Raw genomic sequence first — 23,981 nt, 5'->3', positions numbered from 1 at the left:
GTAAATATATGAAAAAAGACAAATTTTATTTTTCAGTGTCAACAAATGCATTTCAAATTGAAGGTGGACGTAACTTACATGGTCGCACTGATTCACTTTGAGATTGATTTACAAAAACATATTATCACATTCCCCCAGTCAATAGCACTGCTCGAGAAATTAACTCAATTGTTGAAGCTAGTGACTTTTATCATAAGTATCCAAGTGATGTTAAGATTTTAAGTAAACTTGGAGTTGATGCTTTTATCTATAATTTAGATTGAGCTAGGGTTTTTCCAACTGATGGAACTAAAATTAACCCAATGGGAATTCAATTTTATGATAGAGTTTTTAGTGAATTAGTGGCAGGTAATGTTAAACCAATCCCAATTTTATTTCACTGAGATACACCAATGTGAGCTGAAATCAAAGGTGGTTGAACTAACCGAGAGATTTTAACAAGTTTTAAAAATTATTGTGCTGCAATGTTTAAGTACTTAGGAAAATATACAGATATTTGGTTTGTTAATGATGAAAACAAGTCATTTACAGTTGATGGTTACTTAACAGGACAATTTCCTCCCTGTTTTCAAGATGAAAATGCCTTTGTTAAAGCAGTCCACCATCTAGCACTTAGTGGAGCCATTGCTAAAGCAGAGTTTAAAAAAGCCAAAGAACTAGGTTATGTTAGTCCTGATGCAATTTTAGGGATTGATGATGATTGATCACCCCCAGTTATTATGGCAGGGGTTGATGCTGATCAAAAATTAATTGACAATTATAATGCTTGGATGCGAGATTTATGGTTAGATCCAAACTTAAAAGGTACCTACCCTCAAGAGTTTTTAGACTACATTAAGTCTAAAAAACTAGACTTAAAAATAACCCCAGCTGATTTAAAGTTATTACAAGATAATAAATTAGATTTTATTGGCTGAAACTTTTATCGACCATACTTTATTACTAGTAAAACAGCCTTGATTCCAGAAGACCAGTTACATCGTCCACCAGGAAAATTACCTTTTGGTGATTTTCAAATTGTTTTACCAAAAAATCATCCCCACTATACTAAATGAATGTGACCAATTGCACCCCAATACTTACAAGAGGGTTTGCAAGGTTTAAAAGCAAAATATGATTTACCAGTCTTTATTGTTGAGAGTGGTTTTGGAGATTTTGATGATAAAAGCCAAGAATTAATTTGTGATCTTGATCGCATTGCTTATTTGCAAGGAATGTTAACTGAAGTCAAAGCAGCCCGAACAAAAGATTTAAACTTAATAGGTTACTCAATTTGAACTTATTGTGATATATTTTCACCAAGTGCTGGTTATCGAAAAGATTATGGTTTAGTGAGCGTTGACTTTAATTCACCAATTAAAGAAAGAAAACCAAAACTAAGTTATGTTTGGTACCAACAAGTAATAGAAAGTCGAGGAGAAGATGTCACAGTTAATGAGAAACTATTGGTAAAAAAACTACAAGAATTATTAAAAAACTGAGACATCTTTTTAAAGTAGTATGGCAGAAAAAGAATTTCAAATTACTGATAGTGTCGAAATTGCTGCACTAGAAAAAAGTTTTGCTGAACAGATTGAAAAGTTAAATAAGCAAAAATACACATCTTTAATGGAAGAAAGAAAACGAGTTAGTAAATTAACTTTAAAAAAGAGCATCAAAGCTCCACTAACTGATGTATTTACAACATTTATGGATATTTCCTTAGAAGATCTTAATCCACATTTAAAAGTGAGTGACTTAGTACCTGGAGGTTTTTATAAATCAAGTAAAAAATAATCGAGTTATTTTTAGAGTCAAGCAATTAGTGGTTAATGAAATTTTTCAAATTGAGTGATTGGCAAATAATCAATTATTTTCAAAGACAATTTGGTTTAAAGATAATGGTTCAAACTTAGTCCACATTAAATTTCATGATTTTGTCAAAGGTGACACCTCAATTATGGGATTTTTTGAAAGACATATTTTAAGTGTTTACATAAAAAGACAAGTCATTGCTTTTAATGTCCAAGTTTTAAAAGCAAAATTAAGATTAAATTTGTACAACGAGAAATCTGCAAATGCTGTTAATCGTAAAATAACAAGAATGTTAGAATATTCAAAACAACTTTATTAGGAGAATGATAGAATGAAATTAAAATTTGACAAAGACTTTTGATTTGGGGCTGCTACAAGTGGGCCGCAATCAGAAGGAACCCTAGATAAACCCAACCAAAGTATTTATGATTATTGGTATGAAACTGAACCATCAGCTTTTTGAAACCAAGTTGGTCCAACTGTTACTTGTAATACATATCAAACTTATGCAAGTGATGTTGAAGATTTAGAAAAACTTGGTTTAAATAGTTTCCGCACCTCAGTACAATGATCACGATTATTTGATGATGTTGAAAAACTAACAGTTAGTGAAAAAAATTTAAAATTTTATCGAAATTATTTTAAATTATTAAAAGCAAAAAACATCAAGTTTGTTTTAAATTTGTTTCACTTTGATTTACCGCAAGTATTAATGGCTAAAGGTGGTTGAGAAAATGAGGAAGTCGTTCATTTATATGCACAATATGCTCGTAAGTGTTTTGAACTATTTGGTGATTTAGTGGACTATTTTACAACTTTTAATGAACCAGTTGTAGTTCCAGAAGCACAGTATTTAATGGGCTTGCACTATCCATATCACAAAGATTTTCAAAAATTTATGCAAGTTTCTCACCACATAGTCTTGGCACACTGTTTAGCAGTTCAAGAATTTAAAAAGTATTTCAAAACTGATCAATCTAAAAAGATTGCTATTATTTTAAACTTAACTCCATCATATCCAAAAAATGATGCCAGTGAAAATGTGCAGGCTGCTCAATTAAGAGAATTATTATTCAATCGTTTTTACTTAGATGTAGTTACAAGGGGTGCATACCCTCAAGAGTTATTGGACTTTTTACAAGCACAAAACTGCATGTTTAATTACACCAAAGCTCATCAAGAAATCCTCACTCAAGGTATTGTTGACTTTTTAGGTGTGAACTACTATCAACCTGCCAGAATTCAAGCTCCTTTGGGAGAAAACCAAAATTTACCATGAAAATGATTTGAACATTATGATTGACCAGAACGCAAAATTAATCCTCACCGAGGGTGAGAAATTTACCCTCGAGCACTTTATGATATTGCTTTAACATTGAGAGATGAATATAACAACATTCCTTGATATCTATCAGAAAATGGAATGGGTGTTGAAGGTGAAGAAAAATTCATGGATGCTACTGGTGTTATTATTGATGACTACCGCATTGAGTTTTACCAAGAACATTTATATTGATTGCATAAAGCAATTCTTGCTGGAGCAAATTGTTTTGGTTTTCATGCTTGAACTTTTATTGATTGTTGAAGTTGAGCAAATGCTTTTAAAAACCGTTACGGTTACATTAGTTTAGATTTACAAACTGGAAAAAGAACAATTAAAAAATCAGGACAATGAATTAAACAAGTTTGTGCAACTAAAACTATTGAAATTGATCAAGATTATGAATAAGCTTAAAGTTACCCAACCCAATTTAACAATTGGGTTTTATTTTTTTAGATTTAAGAGAAGATATTGTAGAAAACCCCAAACGAATTCTAATAATGTAATATAATTAACATAAAAGGAGGACTTAGTACATAAATAATCTAAATATTTTAAAGATTGGAGAAAAAAATGAAAAAAATAAATTGAGAAGAAGTCAGTATGACAATTATTAGTTATGCTGGGATGGCAAAATCAAATGCAGTACTAGCAATTGGTGAAGCTGAAAATGGTGCTTTTGAAAAAGCTGATAGTTTATTAAAAGAAGCTGATGAAATGATGATTGTTGCTGAAAAGGCACATATGGATATTATTGTTCAAGAAGCACAAGGGGTTCAACATGATTTTAAGGTTTTGTTTATGCATGCTGAAGATCAAATGCTAACAACCCAAACCTTAATGATTCTAGTTCAAAAATTCATTAACCTCTACAAAAAATTAAAATAAGAAATATTAAACTTAATTTTTTGTAGGATTGGAGAAAAAATGATTAAAATACTATCAATTTTAGCAGCACTGTTTATTGCAGCACCGTTCTTTATTTGAGCATGTATGTCATTTTATTCGAAATCCAAAAAAGTTCGCATAAGCAATTATTGAAAGATTATTTTAGGACTCATTTTTACAGGTTTAACCTTAGCACTGGTGATGATTGTAATTATGATCTTTGTGATTTAAACCAATGAAATATGAAATAAAAGATAAAATAATTATTGCTTATGGAGAAGAATATCAAAAGCTAGTTAAACTTTTTGAAGAAAATGAAAAAAAATTTGAAGAAAAACAACATGGTTCTATGACTGAAGAAGTTAGAAGAATCTTTAAAACCTCTTGTAAAGGCAATATTGCCATGAATCTTGAGACTGCATTTTCAAATTTTTTAGAACTAGCTTCAAAAGATATTAATGGAAATCTTGATAAAAATGACTTAACAGAAGGGACATTTTATGTTTCTGGACAAAAAAATGAGAATGCAATCATTAGATTAAATGAATTAGAAAAAAATCAGCTAGTTGAAATTCTATGGTTTACAAAAACCCACAAATTCATTCGAAGATTAGTTTTCAAAGAACTAGGTAAAAACAAAACAAGGATTAAATTTATTGATATTTGTAAGGGCATGTCAACAGTTTTTGGATTTATGGATAATTACAAAAAAAAGATGTACCAACGAAATGTTAAAAAATCATTTCAAGTACAAATGTTAACATTAGAGTTGTTGATTACAACTGACAAATTAAAAATTAACAAAATTATGGAAAAAATAGCAAAATTAAGAAAAGTAAAATAAGATATCTGAAGTAAAAAGCATTTATTTCTATTACAACACAAATAACAACATTCCAACTTATTCTATGCAAAATAGATTTTTTTATTAAAAATAAATCTAACGTGGTAAAATTTATTTATAGAAAGGAGATTGAAGAATGATCAAAATTTTATTGTGTTGTTCAGCAGGGATGTCTACAAGCTTATTAGTAAATAAGATGCTTTCATACACAGGTATGAATGGAATTGATTGCATAGTAGAAGCAGTCCCAGTTTCAGAAGCTAAACAAATGTTGTCAGAATGAGATGTGATTTTAGTAGGTCCACAAGTAACTTATGCTTTAACTGAGTTAAAGCAAATGACTAAAAAACCTGTGGCAGTTATTCCTCCCCAAATATATGCAACTGCAAAAGGTAAAGAAACAGTTGAACTTGCAGTTAAATTATATAATGACTCAAAATTATAAAGTTAGAGAAAATTTATAGGAGAATAACTATGGAAAATAAGAAAATGGATATTAAACAATGATTTAGTACAAAACTTGTTCCAGGTATTAATAAGTTAGGTTCTCAAAGACATTTAGCATCACTCAGGGATGCATTTGGAACCTTAATTCCACTAACTATAGCAGGATCGCTTGGAATTATTATGAGTGGTATTGTGTTTGGTGGAAGTGGTAGTGGATACGTTTCCTTACTAGGACTTATTTGTAAAATGGCACATCCAGAGATGACCTGAGCAGAAATTTCAAACTACTTTTGAGCAGATAATGGTTTTAACAAAGCCATGTTAATTGGAGCAAATGTGTTTGGACAATTAAGTACTGTGACCATTGGGATGACTGCAATGTGATTTGCATTTACCTTAGGTTATTTCTTGGCACTAACAAGAAATTCAAAAAACCCAGTTATTGCAGGTTTTGTTTCCTTGGTAAGTTTTTTAGTAACAACCATGGGACAAATAGCATTTTTCCAAGGAGCTGAAGGGTTAATCTCTGCCTTGCTGTTTGGAATTATTAGTACTGAATTATTTTTATGATTAACTAATGTAAAAGCATTATATATTAAATTACCTGATGGAGTTCCACCAAGTGTAAGTAAATCATTTGCGGTCTTTTTACCATTCTTAATAACAGTTGGAAGTATTGCCTCACTAAACTTAGTGTTTGTTATTCCAAATGTTTTAGGGGCTGGTTTAAAAGTTACCAAAGCTTCTTTTGCAAGTTTTACAGGAAGTTCACTTGAAGATTTATTTAAAAATTTTCAAGCAACAGGTTCTGTTGAAGCTGTGCTTGGTGAAACATTTGTTGGCAAAGAACAAATTATTAATGATTTACAAAATATTTTTAGTCAAGCAAATATAAATGAGGAGGGTGTGGTCACAAATGCAGCTGAATTAATGCAGCTACTTGAAAATTATTATAAAGCATCAGCTGACCAAGCCTCAATTGCAACAATGTTTGCAGTAATGAGTGGAGTTGATTCAAGCACAATTAGTGATTTAGCAGCAAATGCTTCACTAGAATTTATTGATGCTAATGGAGTTCACGTTTTATTATCAAAATATATTCAAATTCAAATTCAAGGAGCACAATTTGGATGAAGTGCTGCCATTTATCAATTCTTTGTTAGTGCTTTATTAACATTTGCCACAGGAAATGGGGGATTAGGACTTGCTCTTGCATATGCTTTCTTTATTTCATTTCTATGATTCTTTGGAGTTCATGGTTCAAATGTTGTAAATGGTGCTTTTTCACCAATCTGATCAATGATTGGAACAATTAATTTAACTTTAATTGCACAACTTGGTTACCAAGCTGCTGCAGCAAGTGGAGAAATGGGTGTATTTTCTGGACAATTCTTTGATACATTCATGAACCTTGGAGGAAGTGGAGCTACATTAATGTTAATTGTGGGAACTCTAATTTTTTCAAAAAGACGAGATGTCAAAAAAATAGCAACTTATGCAGCACCAAGTGGAGTTTTTCAAATTAATGAACCAGTTTTATTTGGTTACCCAATTGTCTTAAACCCAATTTATTGTGCACCATTTGTGTTGTCACCAATGATTAATGTGGTAATTGGTTGAATCTTCTCCCCAGATGTTATGGGGAAAGCCTCTCCAACTGGATATGCTCAAATTGCTGTACCTTGAACTACACCATATCTAATTGCAGCTGTTGTTGTTTATCTGACACCAAAAGCCCTGATACCAGCACTACTGGTTAGTGGAGCATCATTTGCTGTTTATTTACCATTTATTTGATTAGATAACTCAATATATTTCAAAAAATTGAAAAGAGACAACCCAGAAGCTTATGAAATTGAGAAAAAATTCTTTGATGATCCAAGATACCATTACCAAGTAATAACTAATAACAAATTTGATAGAAAAATCGAAAAAGCTGAAGTTATTATTGGTAATGCTCAAAGTCAAAATAGATTCTGAGATCAAAAAATGCCTGATGGTGAAAAATTAGAAAATAGAAAAAAAATTAACAATGCAATTGCAAACATTAAGTATAACTATGCTCTTGCAATTGCAAATGAATACAAAGATCTACGTTTAGAAAAAGAAAAAATCTATGATAAAAAATGAGATCTTAAAAATGAAATTTTCAGTTTAAAAACTGAATGTAAAACAAAACTAAAAGAAACAGCAGATAAGTCTGCAGCAGCTACTATTAAAGCAGAGTATCAAAACAAAATCTTAGCTGTAAAATCTGATTTTATTGCTAAAAAACCAGATCTTTTAGTAAATATAGCAGAATTAAAATCAACATTAGCAAATAGCAAAAAAAATAGTAAACAAAAATTAGTGACACTTAAAGGTGAAACTAAACAAAAAATTTTAGAAATAAAAAGTGCTTAATTGCACATTATAAAGTTAATAATCTTTTAAAAGGTCCTGGATATACCAATTTTCCAGGATTTTTTTTAGTTATTTTTTCGTTTGGAAATATTTACTTTTTTGTACGAATATTCAAAAAAGTATTATATAATGAGTTAAAGGAGGAAATATGAAGAAAATTTTATTAATTTGTTCTGCTGGAATGTCAACGAGTATGTTAGTTAAGAAAATGCAAATGTATGCAAGTTCTAAAAGTTTGCAAGTTGAAATCCAAGCAGAAGGAATAGCACAGGCTAAACAATTAATAGAGAAATTTGATGTGATTCTATTAGGACCCCAAATTAGCTATGCTTTAGACGATGTTAAAAAAATAGCTAATGGTAAACCTGTTGATGTTATTCCTGCTCAAATTTATGCTCTTGCTAAAGGTGATGAAGCAATTAAGTTAGCATATAAAATTTCAAATGATGAATTGAAATAGAAGGTAGGAAAAATTATGGATGATAAATTTACCCCAAGTAAGGGTAGTCGTTCACAAGGAAAATTGCCATTTAAGGAATGATTTAAACAAAAAGCCATTCCTGGCATGGCAAAAGTCGGAAACCAAAGGCATTTAGCTGCCATTCGAGATTCTTTTGGAACAATGATACCCTTGATTATTGCAGGGTCTATTGGTATTTTAGTTAATGCCATAGTTTTCGGGGGGCTGGAAGTGGTTATGTTTCATTACTAGGACTAATTGCTAAAGCTGCAAACCCCAATCTTGCATGAAATGAAATTTCTAGTTTATTAGGAAGCACAGAAAATGGTTGAGGTCAAACTTCAAGAATTTGTGGACTTGCTTTTGGACATATGAACACAATTACAGTAGGAATGATGTCAATTTACTTTTCATTTCTATTTGGATACTATATTGCAATTGGTAGAGGGTTTCAACAACCAATTATTGCCGGATTAGTATCAACAGCAGGTTTTACACTTGCATGTCTTGGAGAAGTTGGTTTCTTTATGGATGCCAAAGGACTAATTGGAGCTATTATCTTTAGTTTAATAGCAACAGAAGTATTTATTAAACTATCATCAGTTCGAGCATTAAATATTAAATTACCAGATGGAGTACCTCCAGCTGTTGGAAAATCATTTGCCTTGTTTTTACCAGCAGTTATTACCTTAGCATGTATTGGTGCTGCAAACATTATTGTTTTAGCACCAGCAGTAGTTACAGGTACATTAGTGGTTACAGGTAACCAACAAACTTTAATTGCAGATAATGCTGATGATATCACAGCTTTATTTGGTAAAATTGGTAACCTAAGTGCAGAAAATATTGCAAAGATTTTAAATGTAGATCTTGCAAATAATAGCTGAATCAGTGAGTTTGTTACTAATGTTGGTAACAATCAAGCATTTGTAACTTGATATGAAAACCAATCATCAAGTATTCAAGCAATGACTGCAGCCTTATTCTTAAATCAAGGTTCAGAAGTTGGTATTGATAGCTTTAAAGCAATTGCTGCAAACAATATTATAAGATTTGGTGTTGACAATGGAGTTATTAAAGTAATTTCAGGGTCATACATGGGTATTGTTCTGGGTTCAACTCAATTTGGACTAAGTGCTGCCATTTATCAATTCTTTACATCATGATTTATTGGCTTTGCCACTGGTGAAGGGGGACTAGGATTAGCAATTGTCTTCGTCTTCTTTGTTGGATTCTTTTGATTCTTTGGAGTTCATGGATCAAACCTAATGGCAGGGATCTTTGAACCAATCTTTTGAATGATATTAGGAATTAACACTGCGCTTGTAAGTAACTTAGGTTATACAGCAGCAGTTGCCACTGGAGAAATGGGAGTATTTACAAAACCATTCTTCGATTCATATATGTATGTTGGAGGTAGTGGTGCTACTTTAGGACTATTAGTAATGACATTAGCATTTTCAAAAAGAAGAGAATTAAAAGAAGTTGCAAAATATTCAACCCCAGCAGGAATTTTTCAAATTAATGAACCAGTAATTTTTGGATACCCAATTGTCTTAAATCCAGTTTATGCTGTGCCATTTATTTTTGCCCCAATTATTAACTTAGTAATTGGATGATTATTCTCACCAGCAGTTTTAGGAGTTGTTAAATATTCATATGTAGCTACTCCTTGAACTACACCATGATTTATAAGTGCTATTATTACTTAGCTTGATGGAAAAGCCATCATTCCAGCTGTAATAATCTTTGGAGTAGATATCTTAATTTACATTCCATTTGTATTATTAGATAATAAACTTTACTTCAAAAAATTAAAAGCCACAAATCCTGAAAAATATGAAACTGAAATGCGTTATTACAGTGACAAGTTATTTAAATTTAAACTTGACACTGAAACAAAAATAACAAGTTATGAAAACAAAGCAGAACTAGCAGTGTTTGATGCTCAAACAATTGTTGATTTCTGAGAAAAACGTATGGTTAATAAAGACAAATTAGCAACACGTAGTGCAGAAATTTTGAAAAAAGCTGAAATAAAAAAAGCTAAATTCGAACAACAAAAAGCTGAGTACCAAACAAAGAGAGATGCTAAATACTTGATTTTAGAAGAAAAAATCAAAGCAAAACCTCAAAAAACTAAAGAAGCTTAAAAATAGAAAATTCTACAACTGTAGAATTTTCTATTTTAAACAAAAAATGATAAAGTAACTATGATGATAACAATTAATGAACAAGATACTCCACTACATAGATAGAAGATATTCTTTTTCAAAAAATAACGATGGGCAAGTCTTTCAACCAATTCAATTGTGACAATTGTGATGAACAAAATCCCAATAGGAATAAAACTATAATAAAATAAGTCTGAAAATTCCACTGTTATCACCACCAATAGTATTATTATACAAAATAGTTAAAGGAATTGATAGTATGTCAAAAATTAATTTTGAAGAAATTTCATTTCAAATCATAGCTTATGCTGGAGAAGCAAAAGGGAAAGCAATTCAAGCAGCAAAACAAAAAGACTTTAATAAAGCTGCCAGTTTAATTGCTGAAGCTGAAAAAAGTTATGCAATAGCAGCTCACAGTCACATGGATGTGGTTTCAGCAGAAGCAAATGGTGAAAAATTGTGTTTAACTGCTTTGTTTGTCCATGCAGAAGACCAAATGTTAAATGTTGAAACAATAATCTTACTTGCTAAGGAGTTTATTGAAGTATATCAAAAAATTTAGCTTTTTTGATATAAATATTTTTTTGAAGTCTTTTTGCGGTATAAAAAAGGTAGATAAACAGGAAGGAAGTGAATTTGCTAATACCTAAATATCTTTAAAATAATTGAAGATATTTGAGAAGTTATTAACAAAATCCTATGAAAAGAAAATTAGGAATTTCAATCTATCCAGAGCAATCAACTTTTGCCAAGGATAAAGAATATTTAGACACAGCCAAAGATTTAGGCTATGAGATTATGTTTACCAGTGCTTTGCATTTTGTTCATGATCAAGATTTTGAAAGTAAAATTAAAAAAGTCTTTGCCACAATTAAATATGCCAAGCAGATTGGTTTTTACACAATTTTAGATGTAGAAGACCTATCACTTAAAAAAATGCAAATTGACCCTCAACTTGAGAAATTAAGAGAATTAGGGGTTGATTGTATTCGTTTAGATACACCATTGCGTGCTAGTGAAATTGCTTGATACACTTACAACAAGGCTAAAATCGATATTCAGTTAAATATGTCAAATAATGATAGTTTAATTGATGAAATAATTGATTTTAAACCAATTGTTTCAAGAATAAATGGTTGTCACAATTTTTATCCATTAAAATATACTGCACTACCATTTGATTTTTTTGTTGAATGTAACAAAAAATACTTAAAACATAGGTTAGAAACAAGTGCTTTTGTTGGATCTCACTATGGAGAAATGACTACAGCCACTGGTTGAAAACAGTTACCAACTTTAGAAATGCAAAGAGAACTACCAATTGCAGCACAAGCAAAAATTTTATTTTATACTAATCAGATTGATAATGTTTTAATTGGAAATGCTTATGCAAAAAAAGAAGAATTACAAGCATTGGCATGTGTTGAAAGAGAAATAATAACTTTTGATTTAAAACCTGAAATAGATTTAACAACTGGTGAACAAGAGTTATTGACAAGTGATTGACATTATCGTCGTGGTGATATTACAGAGTACTTTGTTCGTTCAACTATGACTCGAGTTATTTTTAAAGATCTAACCATAAAACCAAGAAATCATCAAAAAAGTTATGCTTATGGAGATGTTGTTATGATTAATGACAATGATGTTAAATATAAGGGTGAAGTTCATATCATCTTGGTTCCAAGTTTAACTGACAACTTAAATAAATATAATTTTGTTGGTCGAATTGCTGAGAGTGAGTTAAAACTCTTAGAATACTTAGAACCAAATACACACTTTAAATTTAAAATAATTAAGTAAACTATAAAATTCTCATGCAAATGAGAGTTTTATTTTAAATTTCTCTGAGCATTTGGCAAAATAGTTGGTATAATTTCTTTGTGTCTGAATTACTCAGACACTTGAAAAAACTAATTTTTTTAAAAAAACTATTGCAATGATTTTGTAGTTAGTATATTATTTTAATGTATTTGCGGGTGTAGTTTAATGGTAGAACTTCAGCCTTCCAAGCTGACTGTGAGGGTTCGATTCCCTTCACCCGCTCCATTATGAACTTAAATCTCTATTGAGATTTTTTTACTTTTTAATGATAAAATTATATGAAAGAAGGTGATAAGTGTATGGAACTAGAATTTGATGATCAAACGTTAACTGAAAAACAAAATATGTGAAAGACATTTAATGATGAAAGAACTGATTTTTGAATTTCATTTGCCTTTATTTTACTTGAATCAATAATTCCAGGATTAGCAATTTGGATTTTAGTGGGGAATGATTTTACAACCACAATGAAAAATAATTTACCTAGTCCAATTCTGGGGTATGTTATTTTAATTGGTATTAGTTATTTGATTTATACTGGACTTGTTACTTTTTTTTGTTATAAAATGAAATGACATAGGGCAGATAACTTCACATACTCATTAACATTTACTTGCATTTTTATTACAATAACCTTGATTGGTTATGGTTTATCAAACTCAACAATGTTTTTGGTAGTTAAATTTATTATTGTAATTTTAGTGGCAATTGTTTGCATAACTGGAGCTGTATTCATGACTTATTTGGCCAAGAATTCTGAAATAAAAATGCAACAAAAGTTTCAAGAAAATTATGCAGCTTGAAAAGCTGGAGCTGAATTGAAACCAGGTTTAGTAAAAAAACTGGTAAAGTATGACAAAAAACAACAAGCTTTGTTGGCTCAGCATGAAGAAATTGAAAGCATTAAACGCAAAGTTCAAAAAAAAATCAATGCAAAATTGATACTTGAAGAGGAAGAGAAACATATCAAGATTGCAAAAATTGATAAACGTCTAGAATTAAAAGAAGAAAAAAAACGTGCAAAAGATAAAAAAATAAAATTCTAATCAGATTAGAATTTTTCTCTTTTATGACAACGAGTAAACTTATCTTGAGCAATTTCTAAGTATAATTGCTCTTTGGTGACTTCATACATATAATTTGCTCATAAAGTTCACAAAATGTCTTGATAGGCAATGCAATCATTGAGTAAATTTAATTCAGATTCATGAATAATGTTTAAATCTAAACATGCTTTAACAAAAAAATGACTCATTTCAAGATTGTCATTGCAAGTTTCAGTGATAAAACTTGCAAGATCAAAGAACTTATTGTTCAAACAAATATAATCATAATCAATCAGTTTCAGATTATCATTTTTATCAAGTAAAATATTGCCAGGGACCAAGTCATTGTGACTAATAACTTGATCTAGATTTGTAAATTGAGAAATCAAGGCTTTAATCTTTGTAAGTTGTTGTTGATAGTCAAATAAAGGTTTTGAAATATTTTTTTCAAATACTTCTAGCATTTGTAAATAATCAAATTTTTTGATAGGGGCATTTTTAAAATTTAATTTATGAAAAGCATCAATTATTTCACAAACCTTGATTACAATTGCTTTGTTTAAGGGTAGTATTTCTAAACTTTGGTATTCAGATAGATAAGGAAATTTTGAATGTAATTGATTATCTTCAAAAAAAAATGAACTAGGTTTGACTAAAATATTTTGATCTAAAGTTAAAAAACATAAGAGCACATTGGCTTCATTGTTCTTATCCAAATATAAGTCATTAATTGGTTTTGAAATTTTATAAACTTCATCATCAATTAGATAGACTTCATTTGTTAAACCAGCAAGTTTTTGCATGGATCACCAACTCAATTCTATATAATTATCTTACCACCATATTTATAATGTATAATATGGTTAATTTAAAAAGGAGTTTTTATGCTAACTATTTGATTTGCTTCAACCAATTTAGGGAAAATTACTGAATTAAAATATTTGCTACCAAATTATGAAATAAAATCAATTCTAGATTTACCAGAAGTGATTGATATTGCTGAAACTGGTGCTACTTTTGAGGAAAATGCTTTAATTAAAGCACAATTTTTAAGTTCTCTACTACCTGGAGAACTTATCTTAGCAGACGATAGTGGTATTTGTATTGATGGTTTAGGTGGATTTCCAGGTATTTACAGTGCTCGTTGAGCCTCTCCTGAAACTGACTGGGTAAAAATTGTAGATAAATTACTAACAAAAATGCATTTAGCAGGACTAAACTCAAAACAGCAAAGAAGTGCTTTTTTTCAATCAACTCTTGTTTTTATTGACCCAACTCAACAAATTTGTCAATTTTTTACAGGAAAAATTATTGGCAGTATTGCTTTTGCTCAAAAGGGTACTAATGGATTTGCTTATGATACAGTTTTTATGCCAATCACCAGTTCAAAAACTTATGCTCAAATGGAATTTGAAGAAAAACAAAACTCTTCCCATCGAGTTGAGTCAATTAAGTTATTGAATGAGTTTTTATCACGAAACTATTAAAAGTTATTTTTTGTTGTAAAAGGCCTAAACTCAAAAAAATTCAATTTAATTTGGAATTAATAAGATTACTAGCAAAATTTTAAAAAAGTATTCATAATAAATTTTCGTGATAAAATATATTTGTAAAGTGGTGGATGGGGAATGTTCTACAAAAAAATTACTATTCTAGGGACTTTGTTAATAATCCCAAGTCCAATTAGTATATATAACCAAAATGAGTTTAGTTAAGAACTGTTTATAGTTCAAATTTCAAAGATTAATTTAGCCATTTTGAATATAAAAGAATTAGAAGTTGATATTAGAGGAGAAATTGCAATAAATAAAATCAAAAGTTTTGTTCTGAAGAAAATTGATCTAATATCTGATGATTCAGAAGCGGCATTTTTCAAACATTATGCAAAAAATAGGAATCTCTACAGCACACCTAGTTCTCTCAATTAAAATGCCTAGTTTGGATAATTTAACTACATTTAAATATAAGAGTCTAGATGGAACAAAATTTGAAATAAATCTGGGTATAAATAACCTCAGATTTAATTAAGGAGAATAAAAAAAATGAAAAAATTATTAGTTCTTTTAGGAATTAGTGGCTTAACTTTTGTAAATTTATCAAATGTGGTGTCATGCAGTGCACCAACAGCATCCCATGAATCAACCCCAAGTGAACCGGACCCCAGTGAAAAATTACTAGACATAAATGAATTCCTTGGAGATATCCATGAAATTATGATGAACAATGAGGATGAACGTTTATTGGATGAGGAAGGTAAGTTTAGTGATGAATTAGCTATTCAACTTTTTATAAATAATATTTCAAAAATTAAACCAGAGTTCAACCCTGATCTATTTAATTTTTCAATAGATGCACCTGATTTATTTTATAACCTTAAAATAAAACCAAAAAAAGATAACCGAATGTTTGACCACAGCATTGAAGCTGATGTGTTTATACTGTTGATTAGAAGGAAGCCATTTGTTCCACCAGGTTCAACAAACTTATGAGATTGAGAATTCTTTAGGGATTGGACAAATTACTTTTTAATAAAGGGTGTAAAATTCTTAAAAACTAATTTCATAGATACAAATATCTTTGGTAAAGACACAATTTTGTTCCAAGAATATGCTAGAATGCAAGTTCAATATCAAATGCTAAGATTGATTTTAGCGAAAATAGAGGAAAGTAATCAAAATGATAGTGAAAATATTGTAACAGAAGGTGTTGAAGTAGAAGAAAATAAGATTAATGAATTAGTAACTAGCTTACAAAAAATGATTTGAGAAGAAACTTTTAATGATATTAAAAAATTTAAAGATTTTGCTATTTGTTATGCGATTTCTTAGTCAAAAGTTGGAATTTATTTAATTTTTTACTAGAATTTCCTATACTTTTTTTCTAAAATAGTGTAAAATGTTTTCATAAACATTTTATATGGAGGAAATGCCTATGAATTATGAGAAAATAAATGGAAAATTATGATTTGAAACTAGTAAAAACTTAAAAATTGCATTACCATATCAATATAATTTTTTAAATTATATTTTTACAAACTTTTCAGAGTTTCACTCAATTTTTGAACTGAAAGAAATTGTAACAGATGATGGTTTGGGGTTAATTGACTGCTTAAAGATATCTTATGATTTGGCAAGTGAAATTATTGGAATGATTCATGAGGTTAAATGATTAGAACAAGTTAATGATAGTTATTTTGAGAATTAATTAAAAGACCTTAGCCTCTTTTTTAATTTGAAAGGAAATAGAGAAATGAAAAAAATAAATATAGTTTTATTTGAACCAGAAATTGCTGCAAATGTTGGAGCAATTATGAGAACTTGTGCTTTAACAGATGCCAAGTTACACTTAATTGAACCTTTTGGTTTTGTCTTTGATAAGCGAAACTTTGCCCGTAGTAGTGCAAACAATTTTGAGGGGTGTGAATATTTTAAATATGATGATTGAGAAGATTTTAGTCAGCAGAATCCTCAAGCCTTATTGTTTTGTTTAACTCGTTATGGTAAAAAACCAATTAGTAGTTTTGATTTTACAAAAATTGATCAAGAAATCTTTTTAATGTTTGGTAAAGAATCAACTGGAATTCCAAAACAAATTTTACAAGCAAACCAAGAACATTGCTTTCGCATTCCCATGGTAGCCACTGGTCGCAGTCTTAATATTGCCAATAGTGTTGGTATTGCCACTTATGAGGTACTACGTCAATGAGATTATCCAAGTCTAAGTTTAGTTGAAGTTGAAAAAGGTGAAGATTATTTAGACAATTAGTATTAAACAGATATAATTAATAGAGTAGAGCAGACAAGGAGGTAATTTAGATGAAATTTTCAGATTTTGGTTTCAAAAAGTTTTTGAATGATGCTTTAGTTGAAATTGGTTTTCAAGAACCAACTTCAATTCAAACTAAAGTAATTCCTTATTTAAAAAAACACCAAGCAGTCATTGCTCAATCTCATACTGGAACAGGAAAAACTCATGCGTTTTTACTGCCAATTTTAAATAACTTAGATTACACAATGGCTAAAGTACAATTTTTAATTATTACTCCAACAAGAGAACTAGCTCGTCAAATTTATGATAATATCAAAACCTTATTGGAGTTTCAAACCCAAGCTTCAATGGCTTTATATGTTGGGGGAGATGACTTAAAAAAACAACAAGAAGCTTTAAAAACAAGTCAACCCATGATTGTGGTAGGAACTCCAACTCGTTTGCGAAGTTTGTATGAAGAAAATTATCTGCAACTAACCACAGCAAATTATGTAGTTTTAGATGAATGTGATATGGTATTTGATTTAGGATTTATTGATGATGTGGATTTTATGATTGAAAAAATTAATCGCCAAGCTATTATTAGTTTATTTTCAGCAACAGTTAGTAATGCTATTAAACCATTTTTACTAAAATACTTTTCTAGAGCAATTTTTATTGAAAACCTTGATAATAAACCAAGTAATAAAAATATTGAACATATTTTAGTTTGGACAAAAGATAAAGAAAACAAAGCAGTTTTAAAAATCATTAAAGAAGCAATTAATCCATATTTAGTGGTAATTTTTGTTAACAAAAAAGATCAAGTTCCAGAAGTTGTTAGTTGATTGAGAGAATTTGGAATTAAAAACATTGGTGAACTACATGGAGATTTAGATGCTCGAACTCGTACCAATATGCAAAAAAGGATCCAAAATATGGAATTCAAATGAATTGTGGCTAGTGATGTAGCTTCAAGAGGAATTGATATTGTGGGAGTAAGTCATGTTATTTCAATTGATTTACCAAAAGATTTACAGTACTACATTCACCGTAGTGGTCGAACTGGGCGTAACAACTACTTGGGACAAAGTTATGTTTTATTTAATTCAACCAATCAAAGTCAAATTGATGCTTTGAAAGGTATGGGGATTGAATTTACCAATAAAAAATTAGTTGGTAGTGAACTTGTCCAAATTAATGACTCAAAAAAGAAAAAAAGTTTTAATCCCCAAGCTCCTGCAGTAATTGAAGAAAATAAAATAATTAGTCGTTATCATAAAAAAAAGGTTAAACCAGGTTATAAGAAAAAAAGAAAGGCTGAAATTGATAAAGTTAAAAAAGAAATTAGAAAAAAACATATTAAAGAATCAATTGCTAAAGTCAAAAAAGAAAAATACAAAAAAAGAAGAGAAGATTTATTTGAATAAATTAACCAAAAAAACTATTTATAATTTTTATAAATTGTATGATAAAATTTAAGCAGATTAGATGGGAATCTGATTTGTAAATAATTAAAAAGTAAAAATGATTGTTGAAAGTAAAACTATTAAAAAATAAATTATTTTGAAAAAAAATTTACGATTAAGTAAATTTTATTTGCTGAGTTTTAGATGTTTCACAATCATTAGAGGAGTGAAAATTTTGTTTAAAAAAATATTAAAAGTGCTAGGTATTGGAGCAATAATTGGAGGATCAATTAATCTAGTACCAATGACTTATTCTGAATCTCAGGCAAAAACTTATACTACTGATTCATACCAAACAGCTTATGCTACTAATGAAGGTTACAAGGAGTTATTGGATGCAGATAATACTGAATTGATGTATTATGGAGCTGTTTTAAAATATTATTTGGTCAACTCAGTAATTAACGGCGATGCAGATATTGCTGCTATTTATGCAGATTTGGATAACTATTCTCCATCAACTGTAGATGTCTTTGTGCAATCATTAATTGCTTCAACAATTAACATTAGTCTTTATGGTTCTTCAAAAAAACAAGAGTTTTTTGCAGAGTCATTTATTAAATGAATGTTAACTCCAGATGCACAAAAAAATAAGAGTTGAGAATTGTTGAATTACTTTTTTGTTGAAATTCTTCCAGGGTTAATGTCTAATGGAGGTAACTTTGGGGTGCGAGGTGAAGCAATTCAAGCTTATGTTGAAAGTAAATTTGCTGCTGCTGATGCTCCAAAGTACAATTTAAATTTACAACAACCCCCAACAACTGGAGCAGTTGAGTTAGGGTATAGCAATAATCTGTTTGATTTAAGAAATACTAGTTCTTATTTTGTTTCTTTTTTTGAGCAATATTTTTCAAGAAATAGTTTCGAGATATCTCTTTGATTGAGAACTGATTACCCTTTCTTAGAAACATGAATTAATGATTCATATACAAAAGCCTCAGATGATAGTTTGCAATTATTTCAAGATGCTAATTCAAATCACTTTGCAGATTTTGCAACATTGGATAATTTTTTCTCTGAAAATACTAAAGATGTTACAGGGGTAAGTCAAATTTGACTTTCAAATAGTTTTCAAGCAATTGAAGCCGAATATCTTAATTATTCAACAAATAGTGATACTGAAAAATGAACTGAAGCTACAACTGAAAAATTAAGAGAGTCAACATTAAGAATGTTTAATTATTTATATACATTTGCAAACAATGAGATATGGTTTAAAAGAATGTGTAGTGCTTTAATTTTTGCTGAAGATGATAGTCTAGTTGGTCATGATTCTAGTACTTTAGGGGTTACATCAACCTCATATTTAAGTAATAATTCATCAACTTATGAATCTTATGTTGTAATTTTGGGTAAAGCTTTATTGTTAAAAGAATTTAACACCCAATATCAACTTGGTTTTTGATCAAGTCCTGAAAAATTTGCAGTAATTATTCATGAATTTGGACATGTTCTAGATGGTTTTGGTGGAAAACGTAATGTCCTTAGACCTGAAGATAATTCACAAGCATCAACATTAAGTTCTAAATATGAAGGGAAGATGTTTGGAATTGCTAGAAATAATCCAAGTAATGGACTATTATCAAGTTTCTTCATCTTTGTTATAGTTTTAGTTTCAGTAGCTGCTGTGGTTGGAATTACAGTTTCAGTTATTATGTTAGTGCCTAAGAAAAAGAAGGGTTAAGAGATGTAAATAATAATGGTTAAAAATACCATTATTTTTTTGTTAAAATTAAGATATTGATTTATAATCATAATATTGAAAAGCAGAGGTATAAAAAATGGACATAACAGAAAGAATTAAAAAAATTATTGAAGCAATTTCCTACCAAGTTTATGAAAAAGAAACAATCTTTAGGTTGGCAATGCTAGCTCTACTTGGTGAAGAATCAATTTTTTTGCTTGGTAAACCCGGAATTGCCAAGTCTTTGATTTCAAGAAGGATGAAATTTGCTATTAAAAATGGAACCAATTTTGAGTATTTAATGTCAAAATTTTCAACACCTGAAGAAATTTATGGACCAATTGACTTAAGACTATTAAAAGAAGGTAAATATGTCAGGGTTGTTGATGGTTACTTACCAGCTGCTAACATTGGGTTTTTAGATGAAATTTGAAAAGCAGGACCAAGTATCCAAAATACCTTGCTAACAATTATTAATGAAAAAATCTTTAGAAATGGTGGAACAGATGTTAAAGTTCCTTTAAAATTATTAATTTCTGCTTCAAATGAGTTACCTGCAGAAGGTGAAGGTCTTGAAGCCTTATTTGACCGCTTTATTATTCGTTACATTGCAGAAGGTTTGCATGATAAAAAGAACTTTGAAGACTTACTTGATGGGGAATCATCACTTGATGTTGATGTTGATCCAACCCTTCAAATTTCAGTAGCAGAATTAGAAGCTTGAAAGCGTCAATCAAAAGAAGTTGGTCTATCTCGTAAATGTCTTGACTTTATTCATTACTTTAGAAAAAAAATGAATTTAGAAACTCATGGTGAAGCATATATTTCTGATCGTAGGTGAAAAAAAATCGCTGGTCTAATGAAAACTAGTGCTTTTTATAATGGTCGCAAAGAAGCAGATATTCCTGATTTATTTGTTATCCCTCATTGTATTTGAGATAATGAGGAACAAGAAGCAAGTTACAAAAACATTTTTTATCGCGCTTTTTTAGAACAATTTGGGTTAGAATTTAGAAATGAAAAAAATAACTTGTTAAATGATCTTGATAGTTTAAATGCTCAAATTAGTCAAATTGAAGCACAATACTTGCGTTTAACTCCATACACTGATATTTTTAGAGGTCATTTGAATGGGGTTTATTATTTAGTTGATTTTAAAGATGGAGGAGAAAACTATAAATTTTGCTTCATTTCAGCACAAGATTGAAACCGAGTTAAAGCTTTACCAAGTGAAGAATTTGAAGTGGACCTACACTTTGGTCCAACACAAAATAAATACTTAGGTAGTCAAAAATTTAGAATTAGAGCTAATAAAGCAGATCAAATTTTACTTATTAATGAAAACAAACGTTATCAAATTCAAAGTGACAATCCTGGTGAATATAATAACCAAATGTCAAGTTTGACTCAAAAAGTAGAAGAACTAGAACAACAAGTTAAAGAAGTTTCAAAAAAAATGCTAAAAGAATATAAAAAATACACAAATATGAATTGTGTCTTCTTTGAAGATATTTACAATGAAAAAATTGGAGAGGCATTTGATTCAGTTCCAAAAGGCAAACAAACTCCACAAATTGAGCAAAACACTCAAATGGACCAAGCACCAGCAATGTCAAGGGCTAATTCTGAATTAGAAGCTGCACCTGCACCTGGTTTTGATGATGACTTTATCTTTTAGAACATAAAAAGAGTGGGTGAAAGAAATGAACTTTGATTTAGAACAACCAGCTAATCAAATTAAAAAAGAAATTGAGAAGCTTCGTCAAAAAGACCTTCATAACAGTGATTTCATTGAGTTTAAAAAAAGTCATGAGTATGCTGCAGAACAACTTGACGACAAAATCAATGGTTTTTACTCTGCCCCAAAATTATCTACAATTAGTCAAATTAAACTTCCTGATCCAATTCGTAAGGAAATCATTTATTATAATTTTATTTCAGATAAATTTGATGAAGTTGATTTTGCCAAAAATCTAAATCTTGTTCAAAAAAAATTAGAAGAATTTGATTCACCCTTTAGCACTTACATTGACACCATGCGTTGAAAAATTGATAATGGTTACATAGAATTAAAAGATCGAGATTGACTAACAGATTTTTTTAAAACTTGAACTTTCATGTTAACAAAAAGAATTATTGATTTTCGTTTAAAAACTGTTGAAGACTTACGTTATAACTATTTAGTTGAAATTTATGCTATTATCAAAAATTATACAAAGTATGCTAGAATTTATAAAACTATGTATGATGTATTTGGGAAACTTGCCAACATTGAAGATGAGTTAAAAAACCAAAATATTGAATCAATTTCCCGTTTTGCCGAGTTTCTATATAAAGATCCCAGTATCTTAACCATAGCTCAACTTTTAGGTCGCTTAAATGGTGAAGATGATTTAATGGAAATAAACATTACTGAACAAATTACCACTTATCCAACATTTGTAAAATTACCTTACAACCCAGAAGAACTAGTGGGGGTCACTATTTCAAAAGATATTGAAAGATTACTCCCTATGGAACTTGCCAATCTTTTTGATCCAGAACTTGAAATTGTGTTTTACAAAAAATATGTGGAATCTCAGCTACAATCATTTTTATTTGAATCACAAGAATCAATCATTGAACATGAAATGGAAGAAGTTGAATATGAAGCTCCAATCCCATTAGAACAAGGTAAATTTATTATTTGTATTGACACTTCAAGTTCAATGGAAGGGGCAGGAGAATACATTGCCAAGGCCTTGGCAATTGCGGTTGCAAAAGTTGCTTTAAAAGAACACAGAGATATAGTTTTTGTTAATTTTGCCAATCAAGATGTTGAAGAATTTACAATTGATGGACTTAATGTTAATATCAAAAAAATGTTAGAGTTTTTGGCAAAATCATTTTATGGAAAAACTAATGCCAAACCTGCTTTTCAAAAAGTAATTGACAAAATGAAAACTGAAAATTTTAAAAGAGCAGATTTATTAATGATTTCAGATTTTATGATGGACACTATTCCTGATTCAACCCGAGCTTTGGTCAATGAGTTAAAGGAAAACTACAACAGGTTTCATTCACTAGTGGTTGGAACAATGCCTAATGTTGAAACTCAAGAAGTTTTTGATAATGTTATGTATTATGATCCCAACGATCCTTTTGCAACACAACAGATTGTTAAATCACTTAATGAAACTTTAAGAGATTTAAGAGAATTAAAAGATGAAGAAGCAGCCTATCGAGATGAACAAATTGCAGACCTTAATAAAGTTAGAGATAAAAAAAGAATGCGTCCTGTGCATACTGATAGTAAAAAATTCAAAAAAATGGAGCAAGCTAAGACAAAAGAAAAAGAAAAAGCAAAAAAACTTGAAGAGAAACGTTCACAACTATATGGAAATGCGGAGGATATCATTTAAATGGAAATAAGAGAAAAAGGAAATCTTTTAGTAGTTTATCTTTCAAAAGATGAAGATGTAATTACTATTTTACATAATGTTGTGCGTGAGTATGTCATTATTGATGCCAAAATTTCAGGATATGGTTATTTTAGTAGAATTGAATATGGGATTTTAGCAGAATCAGATCCACTGTTTTTTTCAAAACACCAATGTGAAAAATTAGTCACAGCCCCAATGTTGTTTGGGATGATTGACAACCGTGAAGTTAATTTATTAATTAGCTCAGTTGATTTAGAAAATAAAAATCATTTTGGAAAATTATATTCAGGAATGGTTGAATTAGAATCAGTATTAGTGTTAGATATTTTAAAAACAGACTAGAGTCTGTTTTTTTAAAACTTTCAATGTTAAAAGTAAAAACTGATTTTATGAAAAATAACACTGGCTAGGAAAAATTAAAATTAATTTCAAAATATAATTATTTTTTTATCTGAAAC

Annotated in this window: 27 protein-coding genes and 1 tRNA gene; 26 read left to right on the top strand and 2 right to left on the bottom strand. The window is 29.6% G+C overall.

The window, feature by feature from the left end:
- Window positions 1–8 precede the first annotated feature (8 nt).
- The 13 genes from SCLAR_RS03865 to SCLAR_RS03805 all read left to right on the top strand — a co-directional run bounded on the left by SCLAR_RS03865 (window position 9) and on the right by SCLAR_RS03805 (window position 10,310).
- Entirely contained in the window at window positions 9–1,499 is a 1,491-nt protein-coding gene (locus SCLAR_RS03865; RefSeq protein ID WP_100254618.1) for a glycoside hydrolase family 1 protein, read from the top strand.
- Between the two features lies 1 nt (window position 1,500).
- Entirely contained in the window at window positions 1,501–1,776 is a 276-nt protein-coding gene (locus SCLAR_RS03860) for a hypothetical protein (RefSeq protein WP_100254617.1), read from the top strand.
- A 58-nt stretch (window positions 1,777–1,834) separates the two neighbouring features.
- Window positions 1,835–2,113: a hypothetical protein gene (locus SCLAR_RS03855; RefSeq protein WP_146637886.1), complete on the top strand. Its 279-nt coding sequence runs from the start codon at window positions 1,835–1,837 to the stop codon at window positions 2,111–2,113.
- Window positions 2,114–2,125: 12 nt separating this feature from the next.
- Window positions 2,126–3,523, top strand: coding sequence for a glycoside hydrolase family 1 protein (locus SCLAR_RS03850; RefSeq protein WP_100254615.1), 1,398 nt, complete (start codon window positions 2,126–2,128; stop codon window positions 3,521–3,523).
- A 165-nt stretch (window positions 3,524–3,688) separates the two neighbouring features.
- Window positions 3,689–4,003 carry a PTS sugar transporter subunit IIA gene (locus tag SCLAR_RS03845; protein WP_100254614.1) on the top strand — a complete coding sequence of 105 codons (315 nt, stop codon included), beginning with the start codon at window positions 3,689–3,691 and terminating at the stop codon, window positions 4,001–4,003.
- Window positions 4,004–4,042: 39 nt separating this feature from the next.
- Complete coding sequence (locus tag SCLAR_RS03840) at window positions 4,043–4,234, top strand: hypothetical protein (protein ID WP_100254613.1); 192 nt, start codon at window positions 4,043–4,045, stop codon at window positions 4,232–4,234.
- Between the two features lie 4 nt (window positions 4,235–4,238).
- Window positions 4,239–4,847: a hypothetical protein gene (locus SCLAR_RS03835; protein ID WP_157795140.1), complete on the top strand. Its 609-nt coding sequence runs from the start codon at window positions 4,239–4,241 to the stop codon at window positions 4,845–4,847.
- 136 nt (window positions 4,848–4,983) lie between these two features.
- Complete coding sequence (locus SCLAR_RS03830; RefSeq protein WP_100254611.1) at window positions 4,984–5,292, top strand: PTS sugar transporter subunit IIB; 309 nt, start codon at window positions 4,984–4,986, stop codon at window positions 5,290–5,292.
- Between the two features lie 29 nt (window positions 5,293–5,321).
- Window positions 5,322–7,697 (top strand): PTS transporter subunit EIIC, encoded by a 2,376-nt coding sequence (locus tag SCLAR_RS03825; RefSeq protein ID WP_100254610.1) that lies wholly within the window; start codon window positions 5,322–5,324, stop codon window positions 7,695–7,697.
- Window positions 7,698–7,845: 148 nt separating this feature from the next.
- Window positions 7,846–8,157, top strand: coding sequence for a PTS sugar transporter subunit IIB (locus SCLAR_RS03820; RefSeq protein ID WP_100254609.1), 312 nt, complete (start codon window positions 7,846–7,848; stop codon window positions 8,155–8,157).
- A gap of 15 nt (window positions 8,158–8,172) precedes the next feature.
- Window positions 8,173–8,409, top strand: coding sequence for a hypothetical protein (locus tag SCLAR_RS03815; protein ID WP_100254608.1), 237 nt, complete (start codon window positions 8,173–8,175; stop codon window positions 8,407–8,409).
- A 119-nt stretch (window positions 8,410–8,528) separates the two neighbouring features.
- Complete coding sequence (locus tag SCLAR_RS03810; protein ID WP_100254607.1) at window positions 8,529–9,869, top strand: PTS transporter subunit EIIC; 1,341 nt, start codon at window positions 8,529–8,531, stop codon at window positions 9,867–9,869.
- A gap of 138 nt (window positions 9,870–10,007) precedes the next feature.
- Complete coding sequence (locus SCLAR_RS03805) at window positions 10,008–10,310, top strand: hypothetical protein (protein WP_100254606.1); 303 nt, start codon at window positions 10,008–10,010, stop codon at window positions 10,308–10,310.
- 35 nt (window positions 10,311–10,345) lie between these two features.
- Here SCLAR_RS03805 and SCLAR_RS03800 read toward each other — a convergent pair whose 3' ends face one another.
- On the bottom strand, window positions 10,346–10,537 hold the full coding sequence (locus tag SCLAR_RS03800; RefSeq protein WP_100254605.1) for a hypothetical protein: 192 nt from the start codon (window positions 10,535–10,537) through the stop codon (window positions 10,346–10,348).
- A 53-nt stretch (window positions 10,538–10,590) separates the two neighbouring features.
- Between SCLAR_RS03800 and SCLAR_RS03795 the strand changes: the two genes are divergently transcribed.
- The 4 genes from SCLAR_RS03795 to SCLAR_RS03780 all read left to right on the top strand — a co-directional run bounded on the left by SCLAR_RS03795 (window position 10,591) and on the right by SCLAR_RS03780 (window position 13,201).
- Entirely contained in the window at window positions 10,591–10,893 is a 303-nt protein-coding gene (locus SCLAR_RS03795) for a PTS sugar transporter subunit IIA (protein WP_100254604.1), read from the top strand.
- Between the two features lie 137 nt (window positions 10,894–11,030).
- Window positions 11,031–12,134, top strand: a complete 1,104-nt coding sequence (locus tag SCLAR_RS03790; protein WP_100254603.1) for a MupG family TIM beta-alpha barrel fold protein — start codon at window positions 11,031–11,033, stop codon at window positions 12,132–12,134.
- Between the two features lie 172 nt (window positions 12,135–12,306).
- Window positions 12,307–12,380: transfer RNA gene (locus SCLAR_RS03785), tRNA-Gly, on the top strand.
- Window positions 12,381–12,433: 53 nt separating this feature from the next.
- Window positions 12,434–13,201, top strand: a complete 768-nt coding sequence (locus SCLAR_RS03780; RefSeq protein WP_169921846.1) for a DxFTY motif-containing membrane protein — start codon at window positions 12,434–12,436, stop codon at window positions 13,199–13,201.
- Between the two features lie 5 nt (window positions 13,202–13,206).
- Here the strand turns inward: SCLAR_RS03780 and SCLAR_RS03775 are convergent, their stop codons facing one another.
- Window positions 13,207–14,004 (bottom strand): phosphotransferase, encoded by a 798-nt coding sequence (locus SCLAR_RS03775; RefSeq protein WP_100254601.1) that lies wholly within the window; start codon window positions 14,002–14,004, stop codon window positions 13,207–13,209.
- An 81-nt stretch (window positions 14,005–14,085) separates the two neighbouring features.
- On the opposite strand from SCLAR_RS03775, the gene rdgB reads away from it, so the two are divergent.
- From rdgB to SCLAR_RS03730, 9 genes are all read left to right on the top strand, one after another.
- Entirely contained in the window at window positions 14,086–14,688 is a 603-nt protein-coding gene (gene rdgB / locus SCLAR_RS03770; RefSeq protein ID WP_100254600.1) for an RdgB/HAM1 family non-canonical purine NTP pyrophosphatase, read from the top strand.
- Window positions 14,689–15,243: 555 nt separating this feature from the next.
- Window positions 15,244–16,029, top strand: coding sequence for a hypothetical protein (locus SCLAR_RS03765; RefSeq protein WP_100254599.1), 786 nt, complete (start codon window positions 15,244–15,246; stop codon window positions 16,027–16,029).
- A gap of 103 nt (window positions 16,030–16,132) precedes the next feature.
- Entirely contained in the window at window positions 16,133–16,405 is a 273-nt protein-coding gene (locus tag SCLAR_RS03760) for a hypothetical protein (protein ID WP_100254598.1), read from the top strand.
- Between the two features lie 45 nt (window positions 16,406–16,450).
- Window positions 16,451–16,966 carry a tRNA (cytidine(34)-2'-O)-methyltransferase gene (locus SCLAR_RS03755; RefSeq protein ID WP_100254597.1) on the top strand — a complete coding sequence of 172 codons (516 nt, stop codon included), beginning with the start codon at window positions 16,451–16,453 and terminating at the stop codon, window positions 16,964–16,966.
- Window positions 16,967–17,016: 50 nt separating this feature from the next.
- Window positions 17,017–18,378, top strand: a complete 1,362-nt coding sequence (locus SCLAR_RS03750) for a DEAD/DEAH box helicase (RefSeq protein ID WP_100254596.1) — start codon at window positions 17,017–17,019, stop codon at window positions 18,376–18,378.
- A 214-nt stretch (window positions 18,379–18,592) separates the two neighbouring features.
- On the top strand, window positions 18,593–20,101 hold the full coding sequence (locus tag SCLAR_RS03745; protein WP_100254595.1) for a hypothetical protein: 1,509 nt from the start codon (window positions 18,593–18,595) through the stop codon (window positions 20,099–20,101).
- A 97-nt stretch (window positions 20,102–20,198) separates the two neighbouring features.
- Window positions 20,199–21,779, top strand: a complete 1,581-nt coding sequence (locus tag SCLAR_RS03740; RefSeq protein WP_100254594.1) for an AAA family ATPase — start codon at window positions 20,199–20,201, stop codon at window positions 21,777–21,779.
- 25 nt (window positions 21,780–21,804) lie between these two features.
- Window positions 21,805–23,502, top strand: coding sequence for a vWA domain-containing protein (locus SCLAR_RS03735; protein WP_100254593.1), 1,698 nt, complete (start codon window positions 21,805–21,807; stop codon window positions 23,500–23,502).
- A complete protein-coding gene (locus tag SCLAR_RS03730) occupies window positions 23,503–23,865 on the top strand; it encodes a hypothetical protein (RefSeq protein WP_100254592.1) in 363 nt (120 codons plus the stop codon).
- Window positions 23,866–23,981: the final 116 nt, after the last annotated feature.

The organism is Spiroplasma clarkii (assembly GCF_002795265.1).
Classification (GTDB): Bacteria; Bacillota_I; Bacilli_A; order Mycoplasmatales; family Mycoplasmataceae; genus Spiroplasma_A; species Spiroplasma_A clarkii.
Note: the sequence above shows the minus strand (reverse complement) of the source record. Positions and strands in the feature narration are given on the sequence as shown.